Raw genomic sequence first — 15,302 nt, 5'->3', positions numbered from 1 at the left:
CGCCTGCGGCGCCTGGTCTGCGGTATCGGCGTCTTCCTCGCCGGGCGACTGGGCCGCCGAGCCTGACGGCCGAGTGTCCTCTTCGTAGACGCCTTGCGGGTCGTAGGTCTTCGCCGCTTCCTCGTCTCCGGGCATGTAGAGCGGCCCTTTCTGGCCGCAGCCGGACAGCGCCAGCAGCGACAGGGTCAGCAGCGCCAGCGGCTTCGATAGCTGCGGGAAGATGGCCGGAACGTTACGCGACATGATGGCTCTCCTGCAGCGTGCCGAGGGCATCGCGCGCGCGCTGGGCGGCGGCGCGAACCTGATCCGGCGCGGTGCCGCCGATGTGATTGCGCGCGGCTACCGACCCTTCCAGCGTCAGCACCTCGAACACGTCCTCGCCGATGACATCGGAGAAGCGCTTGAGCTCTGCGAGCGACATCTCGGAGAGATCCTTGCGCTGCTCGATGCCGTAGGCGACCGCCTTGCCGACGATCTCGTGGGCGTCACGGAAGGCGACACCGGCACGGACCAGATAGTCGGCCAGATCGGTGGCGGTGGAGAAGCCGCGGCGTGCGGCCTCGAGCATGTTTTCCGGCTTGGCCACCAACGCCGGCGCCATGTCGGCGAAGGCGCGCAGGCAGCCCTTGACCGTGTCGAGGGTATCGAACAGTGGTTCCTTGTCTTCCTGATTGTCCTTGTTGTAGGCCAGCGGCTGGGATTTCATCAGCGTCAGCAGGCTCATCAGATGGCCGTAGACACGCCCGGTCTTGCCGCGCACCAGCTCCGGCACGTCCGGGTTCTTCTTCTGCGGCATGATCGAGGAGCCGGTGCAGAAGCGGTCCGGCAGGTCGACGAAGTCGAACTGGGCGCTGGCCCACAGCACCATCTCCTCGCTCATGCGGGAGAGGTGCATCAGCAGGATGCTGGCGAAGGCGGTGAATTCGATGGCGAAGTCGCGGTCGCTGACCGCATCCAGCGAGTTTTCTGCCGGGCGGTCGAAGCCCAGCAGCTTGGCAGTGACATGCCGATCAATGGGGTAGGTGGTGCCGGCCAGCGCCGCCGCGCCCAGCGGCAGCACGTTGACCCGCTTGCGACAGTCGAGCAGCCGCTCGTGATCCCGGGTCAGCATCTCCTGCCAGGCCAGCAGGTGGTGGCCGAAGGTCACCGGCTGCGCCGTCTGCAGGTGGGTGAAACCGGGCATGATGGTATCCGCTTCGCGGTCGGCCAGCTCGATCAGGCCGCTGCGCAGGCGCGAGAGCTCGGCGGCGACGGCATCGATCTCGTCGCGCAGATAGAGCCGGATATCGGTGGCGATCTGGTCGTTGCGCGAACGGCCGGTATGCAGTTTCTTGCCGGTAATGCCGATCTTGTCCGTCAGCCGCGCTTCGATGTTCATATGGATGTCTTCGAGCGCGATCGACCATTCGACCTCGCCGCGTTCGATCTCGGCCTCGATGGCTTTCAGGCCATCGATGATGCTATCCCGTTCGTCGTCGGTCAGTACGCCGACCCGAGCCAGCATGGTGGCATGGGCGATCGAGCCGCGGATGTCGTGGTGATAGAGACGCTTGTCGAACGGGATCGAAGCGGTGAAAGCGGCGACGAATGCGTCGGTAGGTTCGCTGAAACGTCCGCCCCAGGATTGGTTGGTTGCCTGCGTCATCGAAATCGAGCTCTGCGTGGTCTGCGAATAACGGGTTTATGAAGCGCTGATCGGAGTGTATCAGAGACGACGTCGGCATAGGACGGTGTAAGGCGGTGTGAAGCGTGCCGCCAAGGTACAAAGAAAGCCGTAAAAAGATGCAAGAAAAATCGCAAAGGGAGGTGCAGGGAAAGCGGTAAAAAAGCACTACCGAAACGGTGCCCCGGGAAACTGACGAATTTGGCCGGTCATTCGACGATGCGGTCGATTTTTCCTCATCCAGCGACTGCTCTATCATGTAAGACAAGGTTCGTGAACGCGAACGCCCACTTGGTGACGAACCGAATGCACCCATCAACGGTGCCGACGGTACTCTCCATCAGACTCGGAGAACGGCGTGCTCGACGCAAACAGATTGAGAATCGCAACCCGCAAGAGCGCGTTGGCGCTATGGCAGGCTGAACACGTCAAGGGGTTGCTGGAAAGGTTTCACCCGCACCTGAATGTCGAACTGGTGCCGCTGTCTACCCGCGGCGATCAGATCCTCGACACGCCGCTGGCGAAGATCGGCGGCAAGGCCCTGTTCGTCAAGGAACTCGAGGAGGCGATGCTCGACGGCCGCGCGGATCTGGCGGTGCATTCGATGAAGGATGTGCCGATGCAGTTCCCGGAAGGCTTGGGACTGTCGGTGATTCTGGAAAGCGGCGCGCCCACCGACGCGTTCGTCTCCAACCACTACTCCGGCGTCGACGGACTGCCCGAGGGCGCGCGGGTGGGCACTTCCAGCCTGCGCCGCGGCCTGCAGGTCAGCGCGCGGCGTCCGGATCTCGAAGTGCTGCCGCTGCGCGGTAACGTCCAGACCCGCCTGGGCAAACTCGATGCAGGCGACTTCGAGGCGATCATCCTGGCCACGGCGGGGCTGGAGCGGCTCCAGCTCGCCGATCGGATCACCGCGGAACTGACGCCGGAAGAGAGCCTGCCAGCCTGCGGCCAGGGGGCGCTGGGGATCGAATGTCGCTACGACGACGCTGAACTGATTTCGCTGTTGGCGCCGCTGGATCACGCCGCGACGGCGACGCGGGTGCGCGCCGAACGTGCCCTGAACACGCGCCTCGATGGCGGATGCCAGGTGCCGATCGGCGGCTACGCCGTGCTCGAGAACGGTGGCGATACGCTGTGGCTGCGCGGCCTCGTGGGGCATCCCGACGGTTCGGTCGTGCTGCGTGCCGAGAGCCGGGGATCGGCCATGGAGCCCGAATCGCTGGGGATTCGCGTGGCGGAAGACCTGCTGGATCAGGGAGCCGGCGAGATTCTTGCCGAGGTTTACGGAAGCGCCGGTAACGAGTGATGCCTGACCGCGTGCTGCTGACGCGCCCCGGGGCTCGCGGCGAGGTCCTGGCGCGGGCACTGGGCGAATCCGGCTACGCCACGGCCGCGCTCGACGTGCTGCGTTTCGAGCCTGTAGCGCTGTCGGACTCGGCTCGCACTGCGCTGCTGGATCTCGATCTGTTCCAAGGCATCATCGTGGTCAGCCCGCAGGCCGCGACGTGTCTTGCCGAGGCCATTGCGTCATACTGGCCCCAGTTGCCTCTGGGCCTGCGTTTCTATGCCATTGGCAGAGCCACCGCGCAGACGCTCCACGCGGAACTGGGCGTGCCGGCGGTCATTCCCTCCGGAGCGAACGGCGAGGACAGCGAAGGGCTGCTGGAAGTGGCATCGCTCAAGGCGATAGCCGGCAAGCGCCTGCTGCTGGCTCGCGGCGAATCGGGTCGGGAACTGCTGGCGGAACGGCTGCGTGAACGCGGCGCCGAGGTCGAAGCGGTTTCGCTTTACCGGCGTTGTTATCATCCGCCTTCTCCCCCCCTGGACACGTGTCTGGAAAGCGGAGATTTTGCCGCGTTGGTGGTGACCAGCGGGGAAATATTGCAACATTTGGTCACATGGTGTGGCCCGGTTGCGTTGAACCAACCGCTAATCGTCTCGAGTCCGCGGTTGGCTACACTGGCGGAAACGTTGGGGTTCGGCTCGCCTCATGTGGCGTCGGGCGCTTCCCCGGCGGCATTGAGCGCCGAGGTCCGCGCGGTGCTCGATCCGCGGGGCGCCACCTTCGATCAGGGTGATCACGAAAAAGGCAAGCGTAGATGAGCAAGCAAAGCAAAGATCAGCAACCGCCGTCGGCACCGACATCCGGTAGCGAGCAGACATCGGACGGCACGGCCAAACCGACCGTACATGACCCGAAGGCGGCCGCGGCGTCGAACGCGGACAATAGCCAGCCGTCATCACCTGCCGATCCCTCTGCCAAAAGCGGCTCGGCCAAGGCCGACCCGATCAAGCCGGATGTCGCGCAGCCGGCCACTACGGGTGATACGACTGGCGACACGAACGTCACCAGCAAACCGGATGCCACCAGCAAGTCGGGTAAATCCGGCGCTTCCGCATCGAACACGGCTCAGGCGGCCGCTGCATCCGGCGCCTCTGCTCAATCCGGCTCCGCGGGTGGCAAAAACGGCGCCACAGCCGGCAAGAAAAGCGGCAAGTCGGGTCCGGCAACGCCATCCTCGGGAGGCGCGGCCACTCCGCCAGGCGGTACTCCGCCAACGGCTGGCAAACGAGGCAATGGCGCCAAACTGGGGCTGCTGGCCTTGGTTCTGGTCATCCTGCTGGCGATTGCCGTGGCAATCGTCGGATATCTCGGCTGGCAGAAAATCCAGCAACAGCAGACGCAGTTGAGTCAGGTCGGTTCCAATAGCACCACGCTCGACCAGCTCGAGTCGAAAGTCGGCGAGCTCGACCAGAATCGTCAGCAGAATCTGAGAATGATGCGTGGCGAGTTCGATCAGTACCGTCAGAATCTCGACAACACCCTGGACAAGGTACTCAAGGAGCTGGCCCAGCAGCAGCAGGCCGACCCGCGGGAGTGGCTGCACGCCGAAGCCGAATATCTGCTGCGCCTGGCCAACCAGCGGCTGCAGCTCGAGCGTGACGTCGAGGGCGCCAAGGCGCTGTTGAACGCCGCCGACGCGCGTCTGCGCGAGGCGGACAATCCGGCGCTGGTGCCGATCCGTCGAGCCATCCAGTCCGAGCTGGCTTCGCTCGATTCCGTGCCGGTCATCGATCGCACCGGCCTCTATCTGGCGCTGATGGCGCAGCAGGAGCAGCTGGCGCGTCTGCCGCTGAAGCAGGACATCGAGGAGATCGCCGCCGGCGAGGGCGACACCAAGCCGACCGGCGGCTGGCGCCAGCAGCTGGCGACGCTGGGCAGCGAGCTCAAGGATCTGGTGACCGTGCGGCGTCATGACCAGCCGCTGGAAGCGCTGATCACGCCGCAGCAGGAGTCCTACCTGCGCCAGAACGTCCGGCTGCTTCTCGAACAGGCGCAACTGGCGTTGCTGAAATCGGAACCCAAGCTTTACCAGGCGAGCCTCGACAAGGCGATCGAACTGGTCGAAGGCTACTACGCGACCGACAACGACGGCGTGGCCAACTCGATCGACAAGCTCAAGAGCCTGCGTGACAACGAGGTTCGACCGGAGCTGCCCGATATCAGCGAATCCTCGCAGTTGCTCAAGCGCTTCATCGAGCAGCGCTTCGGCAACGGCAGCGGGAGCCAGGGCGGAAGCGGTTCACAGAACGGCGGCGCACAGGGCGGTACCAGCGGATCGGCACAGGGAGAGGGCGCATGAGAAAGCTGATCCTGCTGATCGTCTTCGGTCTGGCGGTCGGCGCGCTGTTTGGGCAGTTGATGCAGTCGCTGCCGGGCTACTGGTTCATTCGCGTTGGCGACACCTCCATCCAGACCTCTTTCTGGTTCGGCTGTGTCCTGCTGCTGGCCGCTTTCCTGATTCTGCATTTTCTGCTGCGTGCATTGACGCGCCTGCGCCGCCCGGTGAGCCGGCTCAAGGTCTGGAATAGCCGTACGCGTCACCGCACCGCGATGAAGCGCACCGTTCGCGGGCTGGTGGCGCTGGCGGAAGGCCGCTGGAAGCGTGCCGAGAAGTCTCTCACCAAGGCGGCCGATGATTCCGGCACGCCGCTGGTCAACTATCTCTCCGCAGCGCTGGCGGCCCATTACCAGGGCCGTTACGAGCAGGCCGACGTGCTGCTCAAGCGGGCGCATCACAGCACCGAGGGCGCCGATACGGCGGTGGGGCTGGTACAGGCACAGCTGATGCTGGATCGCCAGCAGTTCGAAGAAGCCCTGGCGACCCTGACGCGTCTGGAACAGCAACTGCCGGAGCATCCCCAGGTGCTCAAGCTGCTCAAGCAGGCCTATCTCAGCGTCAACGACTGGGATGGCATGCGTCGACTGCTGCCGCGTCTCGACAAGCATCGCTTGATTACCGAAGACGAACGTCGTGAGCTCGACCAGCGGGTCTATCGCGAGCTTCTGGTGCAGGCCGCGCAGCAGGAAGGCAATCTGCCGCGCGTCCGTTCGCTATGGGCGGACATGCCGGATAACCTGCGTGGCGACGTTGAACTGGTCGGGCTTTATGCCGAAGCGCTGATCAAGGGCGGAGAAGAGGGCGATGCCGAGCGCCTGCTGCGCAACGCACTGAAGGAGCACTGGGATACGCGGCTGGTGCTGCGCTACGGTCTGCTCAATGTCGACGCCGCCCGACAGCTGGCCTATGCCGAGAAGTGGCTGCAGGAGCGCCCCAACGATCCGGATCTGCTGCTCACCCTGGGCCGTCTGTCGCTGCGCAATGCCTACTGGGGCAAGGCACAGGAGTACTTCGAAGCGAGCCAGCGCCAGCGCCCGAGCGGGGTCGTCTGCGCCGAGCTGGCACGGCTGTATGCCAACCTCGGCGATCACAGCAAGAGCCAGCTCTACTACCGTCAGAGCGTGACGCTGCTCGACAAGTCGCTGCCGGCGTTGCCGCAGCCCAGCGACATGACGCGCTGATTCCGGCTGACGATCGATTGCTCTCCTGGGCGCCTGCGGGCGCCTTTTTTCGTGCGGTAGGTCACCGTCACCCAGTTTGAGGATCCCACGCATGCATTACGGTATCGATGTCGGCGGGACCAAGATCGAGATCGCGATCTACGACCCGGATTGGCAGTGTCTCGATCGCTGGCGCGAGCCGACGCCGGCGGATGACGGCGAGGCGCTGATGGCGCTGCTGGCCGGGTTGGTGCGAGAGGCGGATCGTCGTCATGGCGGACGCGGTTCGCTGGGACTGGGTTTTCCCGGTGTCCTCGATGAGCAGGGGCATCTGGTGTCGGCAAACCTGCCGGGGCTTCGTCCCTTCGTCCTGGAGACGGCGCTGGCGACGCATCTCGATCGTGATTTCATCATCGAGAACGACAGCCGCTGCTTCGTGGTGTCGGAAACCGGGCCCGGTGGCGCGGCCGAGGGCGTGATGCACGCCTTCGGCGCGATCCTGGGAACCGGCGCGGGTGGCGGCGCGATGGTGGACGGCCGGCTGCTCAAGGGCGCCGGGCGATTTGCTGGCGAGTGGGGGCATCTGCCGTTGCCCGCAGCGGCCGCCCAGCACTATGACCTGCCGCTGTTGCCTTGCGGCTGCGGTCTCGAGGCGTGCCTGGAAGGCTACATTGCCGGGCCCGGGCTGGTGAGATTGCACCGCCATTTTGGCGGCCGGTCGGCCTCCGCCGAGCAGTGGCATCAGGCCTGGCTGGCAGGGGAAGGCGCGGCGCGGCGCGCGCGCGAATGTCATCTGGCGTTGCTGGGCGGCGCTCTGGCCAATGTGGTCAAGCTGCTATCGCCCCAGGCGATCATCATCGGCGGCGGCCTGTCGGCCGTGGACGATCTTGTGATGGCACTGCCGGCGGCCATTGGTGAACACCTGTTCCCAGGTGTCGAGGTGCCCGACGTGATGCGCTCTCGCCTGGGTGATGCCAGTGGCGTGCGCGGCGCCGCCATGCTGGGCGCCGGTATGATGACGACTGCCTGACAACAGGACACAAACGAAAAGGGCCGCCCGAAGGCGGCCCGAAAAGACGAGGGGATTCCGGCTGACGGTCTAACGATCTAGCGTGGCTCGTCCGTCTCGTCGCCATCGACATCGTCGTCGGTGGGCTTTCGATGCGTCTCGTCCTGCGCTCGCTGATTCGGCGTCGATTCGGACCGGCTTTCGCCTTCGATCGCCGTGGGCGCGTCGGTTTGATGAGCCTTCGGCTGACCGGCGGGGCTGCCGTCGATCGTGAAGTCCTCCTGCATGATGCGCAGGTTGGCGGGCGGCGCCGAACCGGTGCGGTCCTGACCGAAGTAGAGCGTGGTATGCGGGAACGGAATCTCGATACCGGCCTTGTCGAAGTAGAGCTTGACGAGGCGGTTGTAGGCGCGCCCGACACCCCACTGATCCCCCGGCGTGGTCTTGATCACTACGCGGATGTTGACCGAGCTGTCTGCCAGCGCGATTACCCCTGCCACCGTCATTGGCGCCAGCAGTTTGTGGCCATGCTCCTCGCTCGCCTTGAGCTCCTCGAAGGCGGCTTCCAGCTGTTCGATGGCGTAATCGATGTTCTCGCGATAGGCGATACCGTATTCGCCGACATGGTTACCGAACTCGCGCATGAAGTTGGAGACGGTATCCACGGAAGAGAACGGCACGATGTGATAGGTGCCGGACAGATCGCGGATCGCCACGGAGCGGATGCTGATGCGCTCGGCGGTGCCGGTGATGCCGCCAGCGGTGACGACGTCTCCGGTGTTCATGGCGTTTTCCAGCTGGATGAACACCCCGGTGATGACATCCTGGACCAGCTTCTGGGCACCGAAGCCGATAGCCAGGCCCAGTACCCCGGCGCCAGCGATGAGCGGCCCGATATTGATGCCGATCTGCGACAGCACGATCATCACGGTCATGATGATCAGGGTGATGGCCAGGGCGTTGCGGAACAGGCTCATCAACGTCTGCGCGCGGGCGGTGGGCGCGCCGCCTCCCGTTTCGGGATTGAGGTAGTTCTCGATCAGGCTGGCCAGGCCGATCCACACGATGGCAGCGATGATCAGGATCAGGATGACCTGAATCACGGTCGCCACGGTGTGCGATCCTGCGTCGCTGGCGTACCAGGCGGCGAGGTCGAACGCGCCCCAGGCATCCAGGGTGTACATCACCACCGCGATCAGAATGATGGCGCGGACGATCTTCAGCAGCGTCGGGATGTAGGAGTTCAAGCGCGGCTCGAGCAACGGCAGTCGCTTGCGCATGTTGTCGCCGAGGTCGATGCGCCGGCCGATGAGCTGGGTCAGCAGGCCGGAGACGAGCGTGCCGATACCGACGTAGATGATCGTCTTCAATGTCGCGATCAGGACGAACGGCAGCGCGGTTTCAGGATGCAGCAGCGTAACGGCGAACACTATGACGGCGTAGATCACCGCGATGACGTGCCAGATCCGCGCGAACAGGCGAAGCGCCACGCGCGATGCGGACATCTGTGCCGAATCCGCCTTGGCGATGATCAGGTCGCGCACGCCGGTACGATTCTTGAACACGACGCCTAGCGACCAGATCAGCGCAACGAGCATGATCAGCACACCCACTGCCTTGCCGAACGCGGACGAGAGGTTGGCGTTGAGGATCGGAACGACCACCAGCATGCCGTAGCCAATGAAGCTGGCCAGTGTCGCCAGGAATCGGTTGCAGTACCTTGCCTGATCGGCCTCGATGGATACCAGGCGCAGCCCTTCATGGCGCGATGAAAAGAGTACCCGCAAGGCGCACTTGAACAGCTCGATCATCAGGAACGCATTGAGGAACAGCGAGAGCCGCGTGTCGAGACTGCCGCTTTCGCCGACCAGAAAGGTCGCCACCAGATTGCCTGCCACATAGGCGAGGACGACGACGACGACATCGACGATGGCCGCCAGCACCACGGCCACGATGACGTGTAACAGATGGCTACGCCCTTCGCCTTGCAGAGCCCAGTGGCTGAGGCGGGAAAACAGCGGTCTGGCGATGGCCCGCAGAATCAGGAAGGCGGCGACCGTGGCAATGATCACCAGGGCAAGGTCGATCGCTGCACTCAGGAAATCGCTCATGCTGAACGCCGGGCCGGTGCTCGCGGCGGCGCTGTCACTGGTGAAGAACCCGCCGATCATGACTGCCAGGCTAGTGATCTGGCCGCCGATATCGCCTGCGAAATCGCTGGTGATCTGTGCCATTCGTCGAGGGAACGAGGTGGCGGTCTCGGCATTCTCGCCACTATCGTTGGCGGCGCTGCCATCCGTCTGGGTATCTTGCCCAGAGGCGGTGTCGCTATCGCCATTGGCCGAGCTCGCGTTGTCGGCCGTGCCCTCGCTCTGAGCCGCATCGGCTTGCGAATCGCCGGAGGAATCCTGTCGAGAAGCCAGCTGTCGTAGCTGGTCGATCAAGGCTTGCCGCGATTCCGGATTTTCCAGCAGATCCGCCATTGTGGAATAGGCAGGGCCATCCTGAGCAGACTGCCCTTCGGTGCCACTTTCCTGAGCCAGTGCGGGAATAGCGAATATCAAAAGTAGTAACAGTAGCCAGCGACTGAGCCAGCGATCGGGGCGAAGGGCTGTCAAGCTCCAATCTCCTTGTCTTGTGGGCGGTCCGATTTCGGCGACACGCAGCCAGCCTAACCATTTTTAGGATAACACTTTATCGTTAATGGCAAATTCGCGTGCCTACCAAGGCGGCGCTATCTCGTGAGGCTAGCCGATATGGGCGGGTTTTCCAGAGCGGGGTACGGCATTTGGTCGTTCGACGACTTGCCTCCTCCACCCGCTTTCGATGAGAACGCCACCGAGCCGGTAGTGGTAAACAATGAGGTTACTGGCCCCGGTACGCTGAAAAAGTTCATGCCCGACGGGCGATGTCGAGTCAGGTCAGCGCTGGGATATAGTGACGATGAAGCGAAAGATCAGAGACAGGATCCGGCATTAGGGCGGTGCGGGGCGATGCATTGACGGCGCAAGTGCCGGGCCATGGACGGGCACCATGACCGACGTCGTCATGGATGACGCAGGGCATGCGATGGCGAATGCGCGCTGAACCATCATGACGGCGCCATATCGTCAGCCTCTCGCCCGGAGTCTTCCGTTGCAACCATCAGGGAGCCGTTATGAATTCTTTTTCCGTTGCCGAACGCATCGAGGGGGCGCCCGAGTTGATGGCCGAAGCTTCTGCTCGACTGGAAAGACGCGACTTTTCAGGCGTGATCGCCTTGCTGGAGCCGGCTTATGACTCGGGCGCCGATAGTCTCGATATCGTTCAGGCGTTGATGCAAGCCTATGAGAGTGTCGGTGACGCTGCCAAACACGAAGAGATGATGGCAGCTGCTCTGCAAAAGTCCTCACAGCCGCCGCTCAAGCTTTGGATTGCCTACGCCGAAGCGGCCATGACGCGCAAGGACTGGCCGGCGGCTATCGAAAGATGGCAGGCCATAGTTGAGCGTCACACCGTATTTCCTCCCCAGCTCCATATACGCCAGGCGCGTGCCCTGCTTGCGGCACAGCAATTCAGCGCTGCGCTTCACGTGGTCAACCTGGCGCTGGAGAAGCAGCCCGGGAATTCGGTCATCAGCGATCTCAAGGACGTCATCGCTAGCCAGAAAGCGAAGAAGTATCAGTTGAAGGGTCAGCCAATCGCCTCGCCGATCGCCATGCACTGGGATGCCGACGAGGGTCAGAAGTGGGTGGCCACACTCGAATTCTTTCGCCATTTTCGCATTCACGGACGGATCGAGACCGCTTCGGATCAGCAGCCCGTGTTGATTGCCAAGTCATCCGAGGAGGTCTCGACCCTGGCGCTCACTGTTCGTGAGCCGAGCTTATCGACAGAAGACCTGCCGACGGGAACGGTCGTTTGGGAATTCGAGCACGCGTTGGATCTCGCGCGCGACCTGGTCCTCGGTGTCCGGTTCGAGGATGACGGGGAAGTACACGATTGCGTGCGGTTCTCGTTGACGCCGGTCATGGAAGTCGTCGAAGGGAAAGAGGGGTGGCTCTTCCTGGCCAACGATACCAATGCCAGTATCGATCAGTTCATTGGCAAGAAGCGTTTAAGGGCGGAGGAAACACAGCAGTGGCAGCGTTTCTCCGCTGAGATCGGACCGCTTCAGCGACAGCGCTCTCTGCTGTTGTTGATCGCCAATTCCAAGGAAAAGGTCAGGCCGGAATATTACCCTTACGAGAAAGCCAGTATCACGCCTACCGAACAGGTCGAGAAGCTCCTCCAGGCAGGAAGGATCGACTACTGCAACCCCGTGGCGGCCATGCAGGCGGAGCTAGATAGCTATTACCCCACGGACACGCACTGGAGTGGTCGCGGTGCCTATCTCGCGTTTCTCGCCTGCATGCGGCATTTCGGCTTCGATGACGACTTCGCTTCGCTGTACGCTTTCGAGCAGCGGGAAGTCGTCGGTGACCTGGGGTCAAAGATGGATCCTCCCGCTAAATCCTTGTCGACCGTCGCCGTTTTCCGGGAGAAGAGTGGCGTGTACTGCCGCTTTTCCAATTATCTCCCGGGCACCGGCAACATCACGATCTTCGAGAATTCCAAGCCCATTCATGCCCGGACATTGGTCATCTTCGGCGGCTCTTCGGCTGGCGCGGGGGGGGTCGCGCTGCTGTTCGCCAACGTCTTCCAGCGGGTCGTCGTGGTCAACCTGCCTGGCAGCTATGTCCATGAAATCGTCGATCATGAAGCTGCGGATCATGTGATCCTGCAGACCAACGAGCGCTATCTCGCCACGCCCGGACGCATCATCAACACATTGGCCGAGGCCAATCTCGACCAGGCCGTGCGAGGCGTGCCGGCGGCCGAGAGAGCCAAGCTGCTGCAAAGAATGAATCGCTACGCGAGCTGCGAGCCGTATCACGACTTCATGACTAGGCTACTGGCAGGATGAACCCGCGCTTCGGCATCGTGCTGCCGAACAGCGCATTGGTGGACGTACCCATGTCTTGTCGAAGCTTGCCTGGAGTCTCAAGCGTTAGCTCGTGATATGGCCCTTCGGGCTGGCTGATCGGATCACCGCTAACATGACAAAACGGCCATCCACGAAGGGGCCTGTACCAAGGAACGACAATGCTAAAAGTCACGTTGGGTTTACGTTGCAACGTTTGTGGCGGGGAACGGTTCTTGCTGCCGACGCTGCATGAAGCGTCCGAAGATGTCCGTTGCGCTGACTGTTCCGCGTTCAAATGCAAGAACGATGATCTGGAGCGCGCCATGTCTGCGGTGCAACGACAGAAGGCAGCCGCCATGGCATCGGTTGCCTGAGAATCGCCGCTAGTTGGCATCTGGAAGAGCGAACACAAAAAAAGCACCCGATCGGGTGCTTTTTCATGTTTGGTGGAGGCGGGGGGAATTGAACCCCCGTCCGCCGGCACTCGCCCATCAGCTCTACATGCTTAGTTCCGTCTTTTGATTTAACTCAGTGCTCTCCGACGGGCAGGATGGCACTTCGCGATCTCTCTAAGGTTTAACGAATGTCAGGAGAGCGCTGACATCCGCGGTCCCATCAGCTTTAGCTCGTATCCCCGCCGCGATGAATGGGCACATCGCTTTGGGGCCAGGCTAACAACTAGCAGTTTTTAAGCTGCCAGTGCGCCCTGAGCGTAGTTTTCGTCGTTTGCGACTATTTGATTGCAACGTTGGATTTACGAGATACGTTACGCTCTCGGCATGCACCTCAGGGATTGTCACCGGCGTCGAAGCCATGTCGCCCCCGTACAACTCGTTCATTCTACCAGATGGCGACGAGCCCACGCCATATCAAGTGCAATCTCGAACATTTATGACCGATACCGTACTCAAGCGTGATCCCGCATGACCCGGGCCTTCTCCCGATTCCAGTCGCGCTCCTTCTCAGTGGCGCGCTTGTCGTGAAGTTGCTTGCCACGTACCAGGGCCAGTTCACATTTGACCAGGTTCTGTTTCCAGTAGAGTTTGAGCGGCACGCAGGTGTGGCCCTTCTCCTGCGTCTTCGAGAAGATCTTGGCGATCTCCTTGCGATGCAGGAGCAGCTTGCGGGTCCGGGTCGGGTCCGCCAGAACGTGGGTGCTCGCCGTGTTGAGCGGCATGATATGGCTACCCAGCAACCAAGCCTCCCCATTCTTGACCAGAATGTAGGTGTCGGTCAGCTGAGCCTTACCGGCGCGCAGACTCTTGACCTCCCAGCCCGCCAGCGACAGGCCAGCTTCGAAGGTTTCGTCGATGTGATACTCGAACCGAGCCTTCTTGTTCTGGGCGATCGTGTTGCTGCTTGGCGCGTTGCCTTTTTTCTTACCCATGACACCTCTTTACGGCGATATCCGGTATGCCCTCGGGCGGTATGATGAATGGCTGCACTTTGGCGCGCCCCATTCTGCGCGCTCTTCCGCCAGACGCCAGAGAGCGGTATTGGCGAGTATCGTGTGAAGCCTAGTTATGAGGGCAGCCGTGATACCATTCAAGCATCGAAAACGGTGCCCCATGATACGCATGTCGGGGCGATAAATCAGTGGAGACCTCTATGCCCAATGTGAATCGGTCTGCATTCGTTCGGCATACACCGGAACAGATGTTTGAACTGGTCAATGATTTCGAACGCTATCCCGAGTTTCTGCCCGGATGTCGACGAGCCAGCGTCGTCGAGCAGGGGGATGACTATCTGGTCGGCCGAATGACCCTGGCCAAAGGCGGTGTGGAGCAGAGCGTGACGACCCGCAACGATCTCGAGCGTCCCGAACGCATCGATCTGTCGCTCGTCGATGGTCCCTTCAAGCGGCTTAGCGGCTGCTGGTACTTTCGTGCGATGGGAGAGGACGCCTGCAAGATAGAGCTCGAAATGAGTTTCGAATTCAGCAATCGGCTGCTGGGCATGGCCTTTGGCCGATTGTTCCAGCAGGTGGCGGGCCAGCTCGTCGACGCATTCACGCGCCGTGCCGATCAGGTCTACGGGCGTTAGGAGGCAACCTGATGGCAAATGTCGAAGTCGCGTTCGCAACGCCGGAGCATCAGGTCATCGTTCGGCTCTCGCTCGAGCCCGAGATGTCCGCAAGGCAAGCAGTCATGCTCGCCGATTTGCCGGCCAGGCACACGGCATGGGCAAGCTTCGACTTCGCAACGGCACCGCTAGGTATATTTGGCGAGCGTCTGCCAGCGCCGGAAGACTATTCGCCTCTCGAGGGAGAGCGGATCGAGGTCTATCGGCCGCTCGAAATCGATCCCAAACAGGCAAGACGTGAACGGGCAGCCCGCGTCTCTTCACGTTAGCTGCCATTCATTCATTATAGGAATCGTCAGCGTTTCAGATGCCGCTGGGGCCGATCTGCGGTACCGGTGTGCCTTCACCCGCCCCTTCGACTGCCGGCCCGGGGCCGCCGTCCTGGTTCAGTTCGACATCCGAATCCATATCGCCGGATTTGGCGATATCGGTCAGCTGGTCGTTCTGGAACGTCAGCGTCAGCCGCTTCTGCACGGTGCCGCCGTAGGCTTCGTCAAGATAGAAGACGTAGTCCCACTGATTCGACGAGAACGGGGCTTCCATCAGAGGCGTACCCATGATGTAGGCGACCTGTTCACGGCTCATGCCGGTGTGCAGTTGAGACACCATATCCTGGGTGATGAGATTGCCTTGCGGGATGTCCCTCTTGTAGACGCCCAAGTAGCTGCAGCCTGCGATGAGAGAGACTGCGAGGAGGAGTACGACCGTGCTGATCAGTTTTTGCATTTGAGTCCGTCTTTCACTATCGTTGCGTGGA

At 62.1% G+C, this 15,302-nt stretch carries 13 protein-coding genes, 1 other RNA gene and 1 pseudogene; 9 read left to right on the top strand and 6 right to left on the bottom strand.

All coding sequences use genetic code 11. The annotated features are described in order from the left end of the window. Positions 1–114: 114 nt before the first annotated feature. Together lptM and argH are read right to left on the bottom strand one after the other, a co-directional pair. Positions 115–243 (bottom strand): annotated as a pseudogene (lptM, locus tag R3F72_RS11505) (LPS translocon maturation chaperone LptM); the annotation flags it as partial. Then, the gene (gene argH / locus R3F72_RS11500) at positions 233–1,645 is read right to left on the bottom strand and encodes an argininosuccinate lyase (protein WP_332779702.1); all 1,413 of its coding nucleotides are present in this window, start codon (positions 1,643–1,645) and stop codon (positions 233–235) included. The gene argH and the pseudogene lptM, both read right to left, overlap by 11 nt. A 376-nt stretch (positions 1,646–2,021) precedes the next feature. Here argH and hemC point away from each other — a divergent pair, with 376 nt between their 5' ends. The 5 genes from hemC (at position 2,022) to R3F72_RS11475 (ending at position 7,539) form a co-directional block, all read left to right on the top strand. Then, positions 2,022–2,972 (top strand): hydroxymethylbilane synthase, encoded by a 951-nt coding sequence (gene hemC, locus R3F72_RS11495; RefSeq protein ID WP_087718645.1) that lies wholly within the window; start codon positions 2,022–2,024, stop codon positions 2,970–2,972. Next, positions 2,972–3,769 carry a uroporphyrinogen-III synthase gene (locus tag R3F72_RS11490; RefSeq protein WP_276231751.1) on the top strand — a complete coding sequence of 266 codons (798 nt, stop codon included), beginning with the start codon at positions 2,972–2,974 and terminating at the stop codon, positions 3,767–3,769. Before hemC ends, R3F72_RS11490 begins: the two co-directional genes overlap by 1 nt. Then, positions 3,766–5,310 carry a uroporphyrinogen-III C-methyltransferase gene (locus R3F72_RS11485; RefSeq protein ID WP_332779701.1) on the top strand — a complete coding sequence of 515 codons (1,545 nt, stop codon included), beginning with the start codon at positions 3,766–3,768 and terminating at the stop codon, positions 5,308–5,310. Before R3F72_RS11490 ends, R3F72_RS11485 begins: the two co-directional genes overlap by 4 nt. After that, positions 5,307–6,530: a heme biosynthesis HemY N-terminal domain-containing protein gene (locus R3F72_RS11480; protein ID WP_071230980.1), complete on the top strand. Its 1,224-nt coding sequence runs from the start codon at positions 5,307–5,309 to the stop codon at positions 6,528–6,530. Before R3F72_RS11485 ends, R3F72_RS11480 begins: the two co-directional genes overlap by 4 nt. Positions 6,531–6,621: 91 nt before the next feature. Further along, positions 6,622–7,539: an ROK family protein gene (locus R3F72_RS11475; RefSeq protein WP_087718642.1), complete on the top strand. Its 918-nt coding sequence runs from the start codon at positions 6,622–6,624 to the stop codon at positions 7,537–7,539. A 77-nt stretch (positions 7,540–7,616) separates the two neighbouring features. Here the strand turns inward: R3F72_RS11475 and R3F72_RS11470 are convergent, their stop codons facing one another. Next, positions 7,617–10,136 (bottom strand): mechanosensitive ion channel domain-containing protein, encoded by a 2,520-nt coding sequence (locus R3F72_RS11470; protein WP_332779700.1) that lies wholly within the window; start codon positions 10,134–10,136, stop codon positions 7,617–7,619. A gap of 539 nt (positions 10,137–10,675) precedes the next feature. Here R3F72_RS11470 and R3F72_RS11465 point away from each other — a divergent pair. Next, positions 10,676–12,463, top strand: a complete 1,788-nt coding sequence (locus R3F72_RS11465) for an alginate O-acetyltransferase AlgX-related protein (RefSeq protein ID WP_332779699.1) — start codon at positions 10,676–10,678, stop codon at positions 12,461–12,463. A gap of 233 nt (positions 12,464–12,696) precedes the next feature. After that, entirely contained in the window at positions 12,697–12,837 is a 141-nt protein-coding gene (locus R3F72_RS11460; protein ID WP_179208866.1) for a hypothetical protein, read from the top strand. 70 nt (positions 12,838–12,907) lie between these two features. On the opposite strand, the gene ssrA is transcribed toward R3F72_RS11460, so the two are convergent. Both ssrA and smpB read right to left on the bottom strand, forming a co-directional pair. Then, positions 12,908–13,287: a transfer-messenger RNA gene (gene ssrA / locus R3F72_RS11455) on the bottom strand. An 83-nt stretch (positions 13,288–13,370) separates the two neighbouring features. Further along, positions 13,371–13,850: an SsrA-binding protein SmpB gene (gene smpB, locus R3F72_RS11450; RefSeq protein ID WP_087718627.1), complete on the bottom strand. Its 480-nt coding sequence runs from the start codon at positions 13,848–13,850 to the stop codon at positions 13,371–13,373. 221 nt (positions 13,851–14,071) lie between these two features. Between smpB and R3F72_RS11445 the strand changes: the two genes are divergently transcribed. Together R3F72_RS11445 and R3F72_RS11440 are read left to right on the top strand one after the other, a co-directional pair. Further along, the gene (locus R3F72_RS11445; protein WP_087718626.1) at positions 14,072–14,506 is read left to right on the top strand and encodes a type II toxin-antitoxin system RatA family toxin; all 435 of its coding nucleotides are present in this window, start codon (positions 14,072–14,074) and stop codon (positions 14,504–14,506) included. A gap of 11 nt (positions 14,507–14,517) precedes the next feature. Beyond that, a complete protein-coding gene (locus tag R3F72_RS11440) occupies positions 14,518–14,814 on the top strand; it encodes an RnfH family protein (protein WP_303854033.1) in 297 nt (98 codons plus the stop codon). A 34-nt stretch (positions 14,815–14,848) separates the two neighbouring features. Here R3F72_RS11440 and R3F72_RS11435 read toward each other — a convergent pair whose 3' ends face one another. Beyond that, the gene (locus R3F72_RS11435; RefSeq protein WP_087718624.1) at positions 14,849–15,271 is read right to left on the bottom strand and encodes an outer membrane protein assembly factor BamE; all 423 of its coding nucleotides are present in this window, start codon (positions 15,269–15,271) and stop codon (positions 14,849–14,851) included. Positions 15,272–15,302 lie beyond the last annotated feature (31 nt).

It is taken from the genome of Salinicola sp. 4072 (assembly GCF_036663415.1).
GTDB lineage: Bacteria > Pseudomonadota > Gammaproteobacteria > Pseudomonadales > Halomonadaceae > Salinicola > Salinicola salarius_A.
The sequence above is the reverse complement of the archived record's forward strand: the minus strand, read 5'-3'. Positions and strand labels throughout refer to the sequence as shown.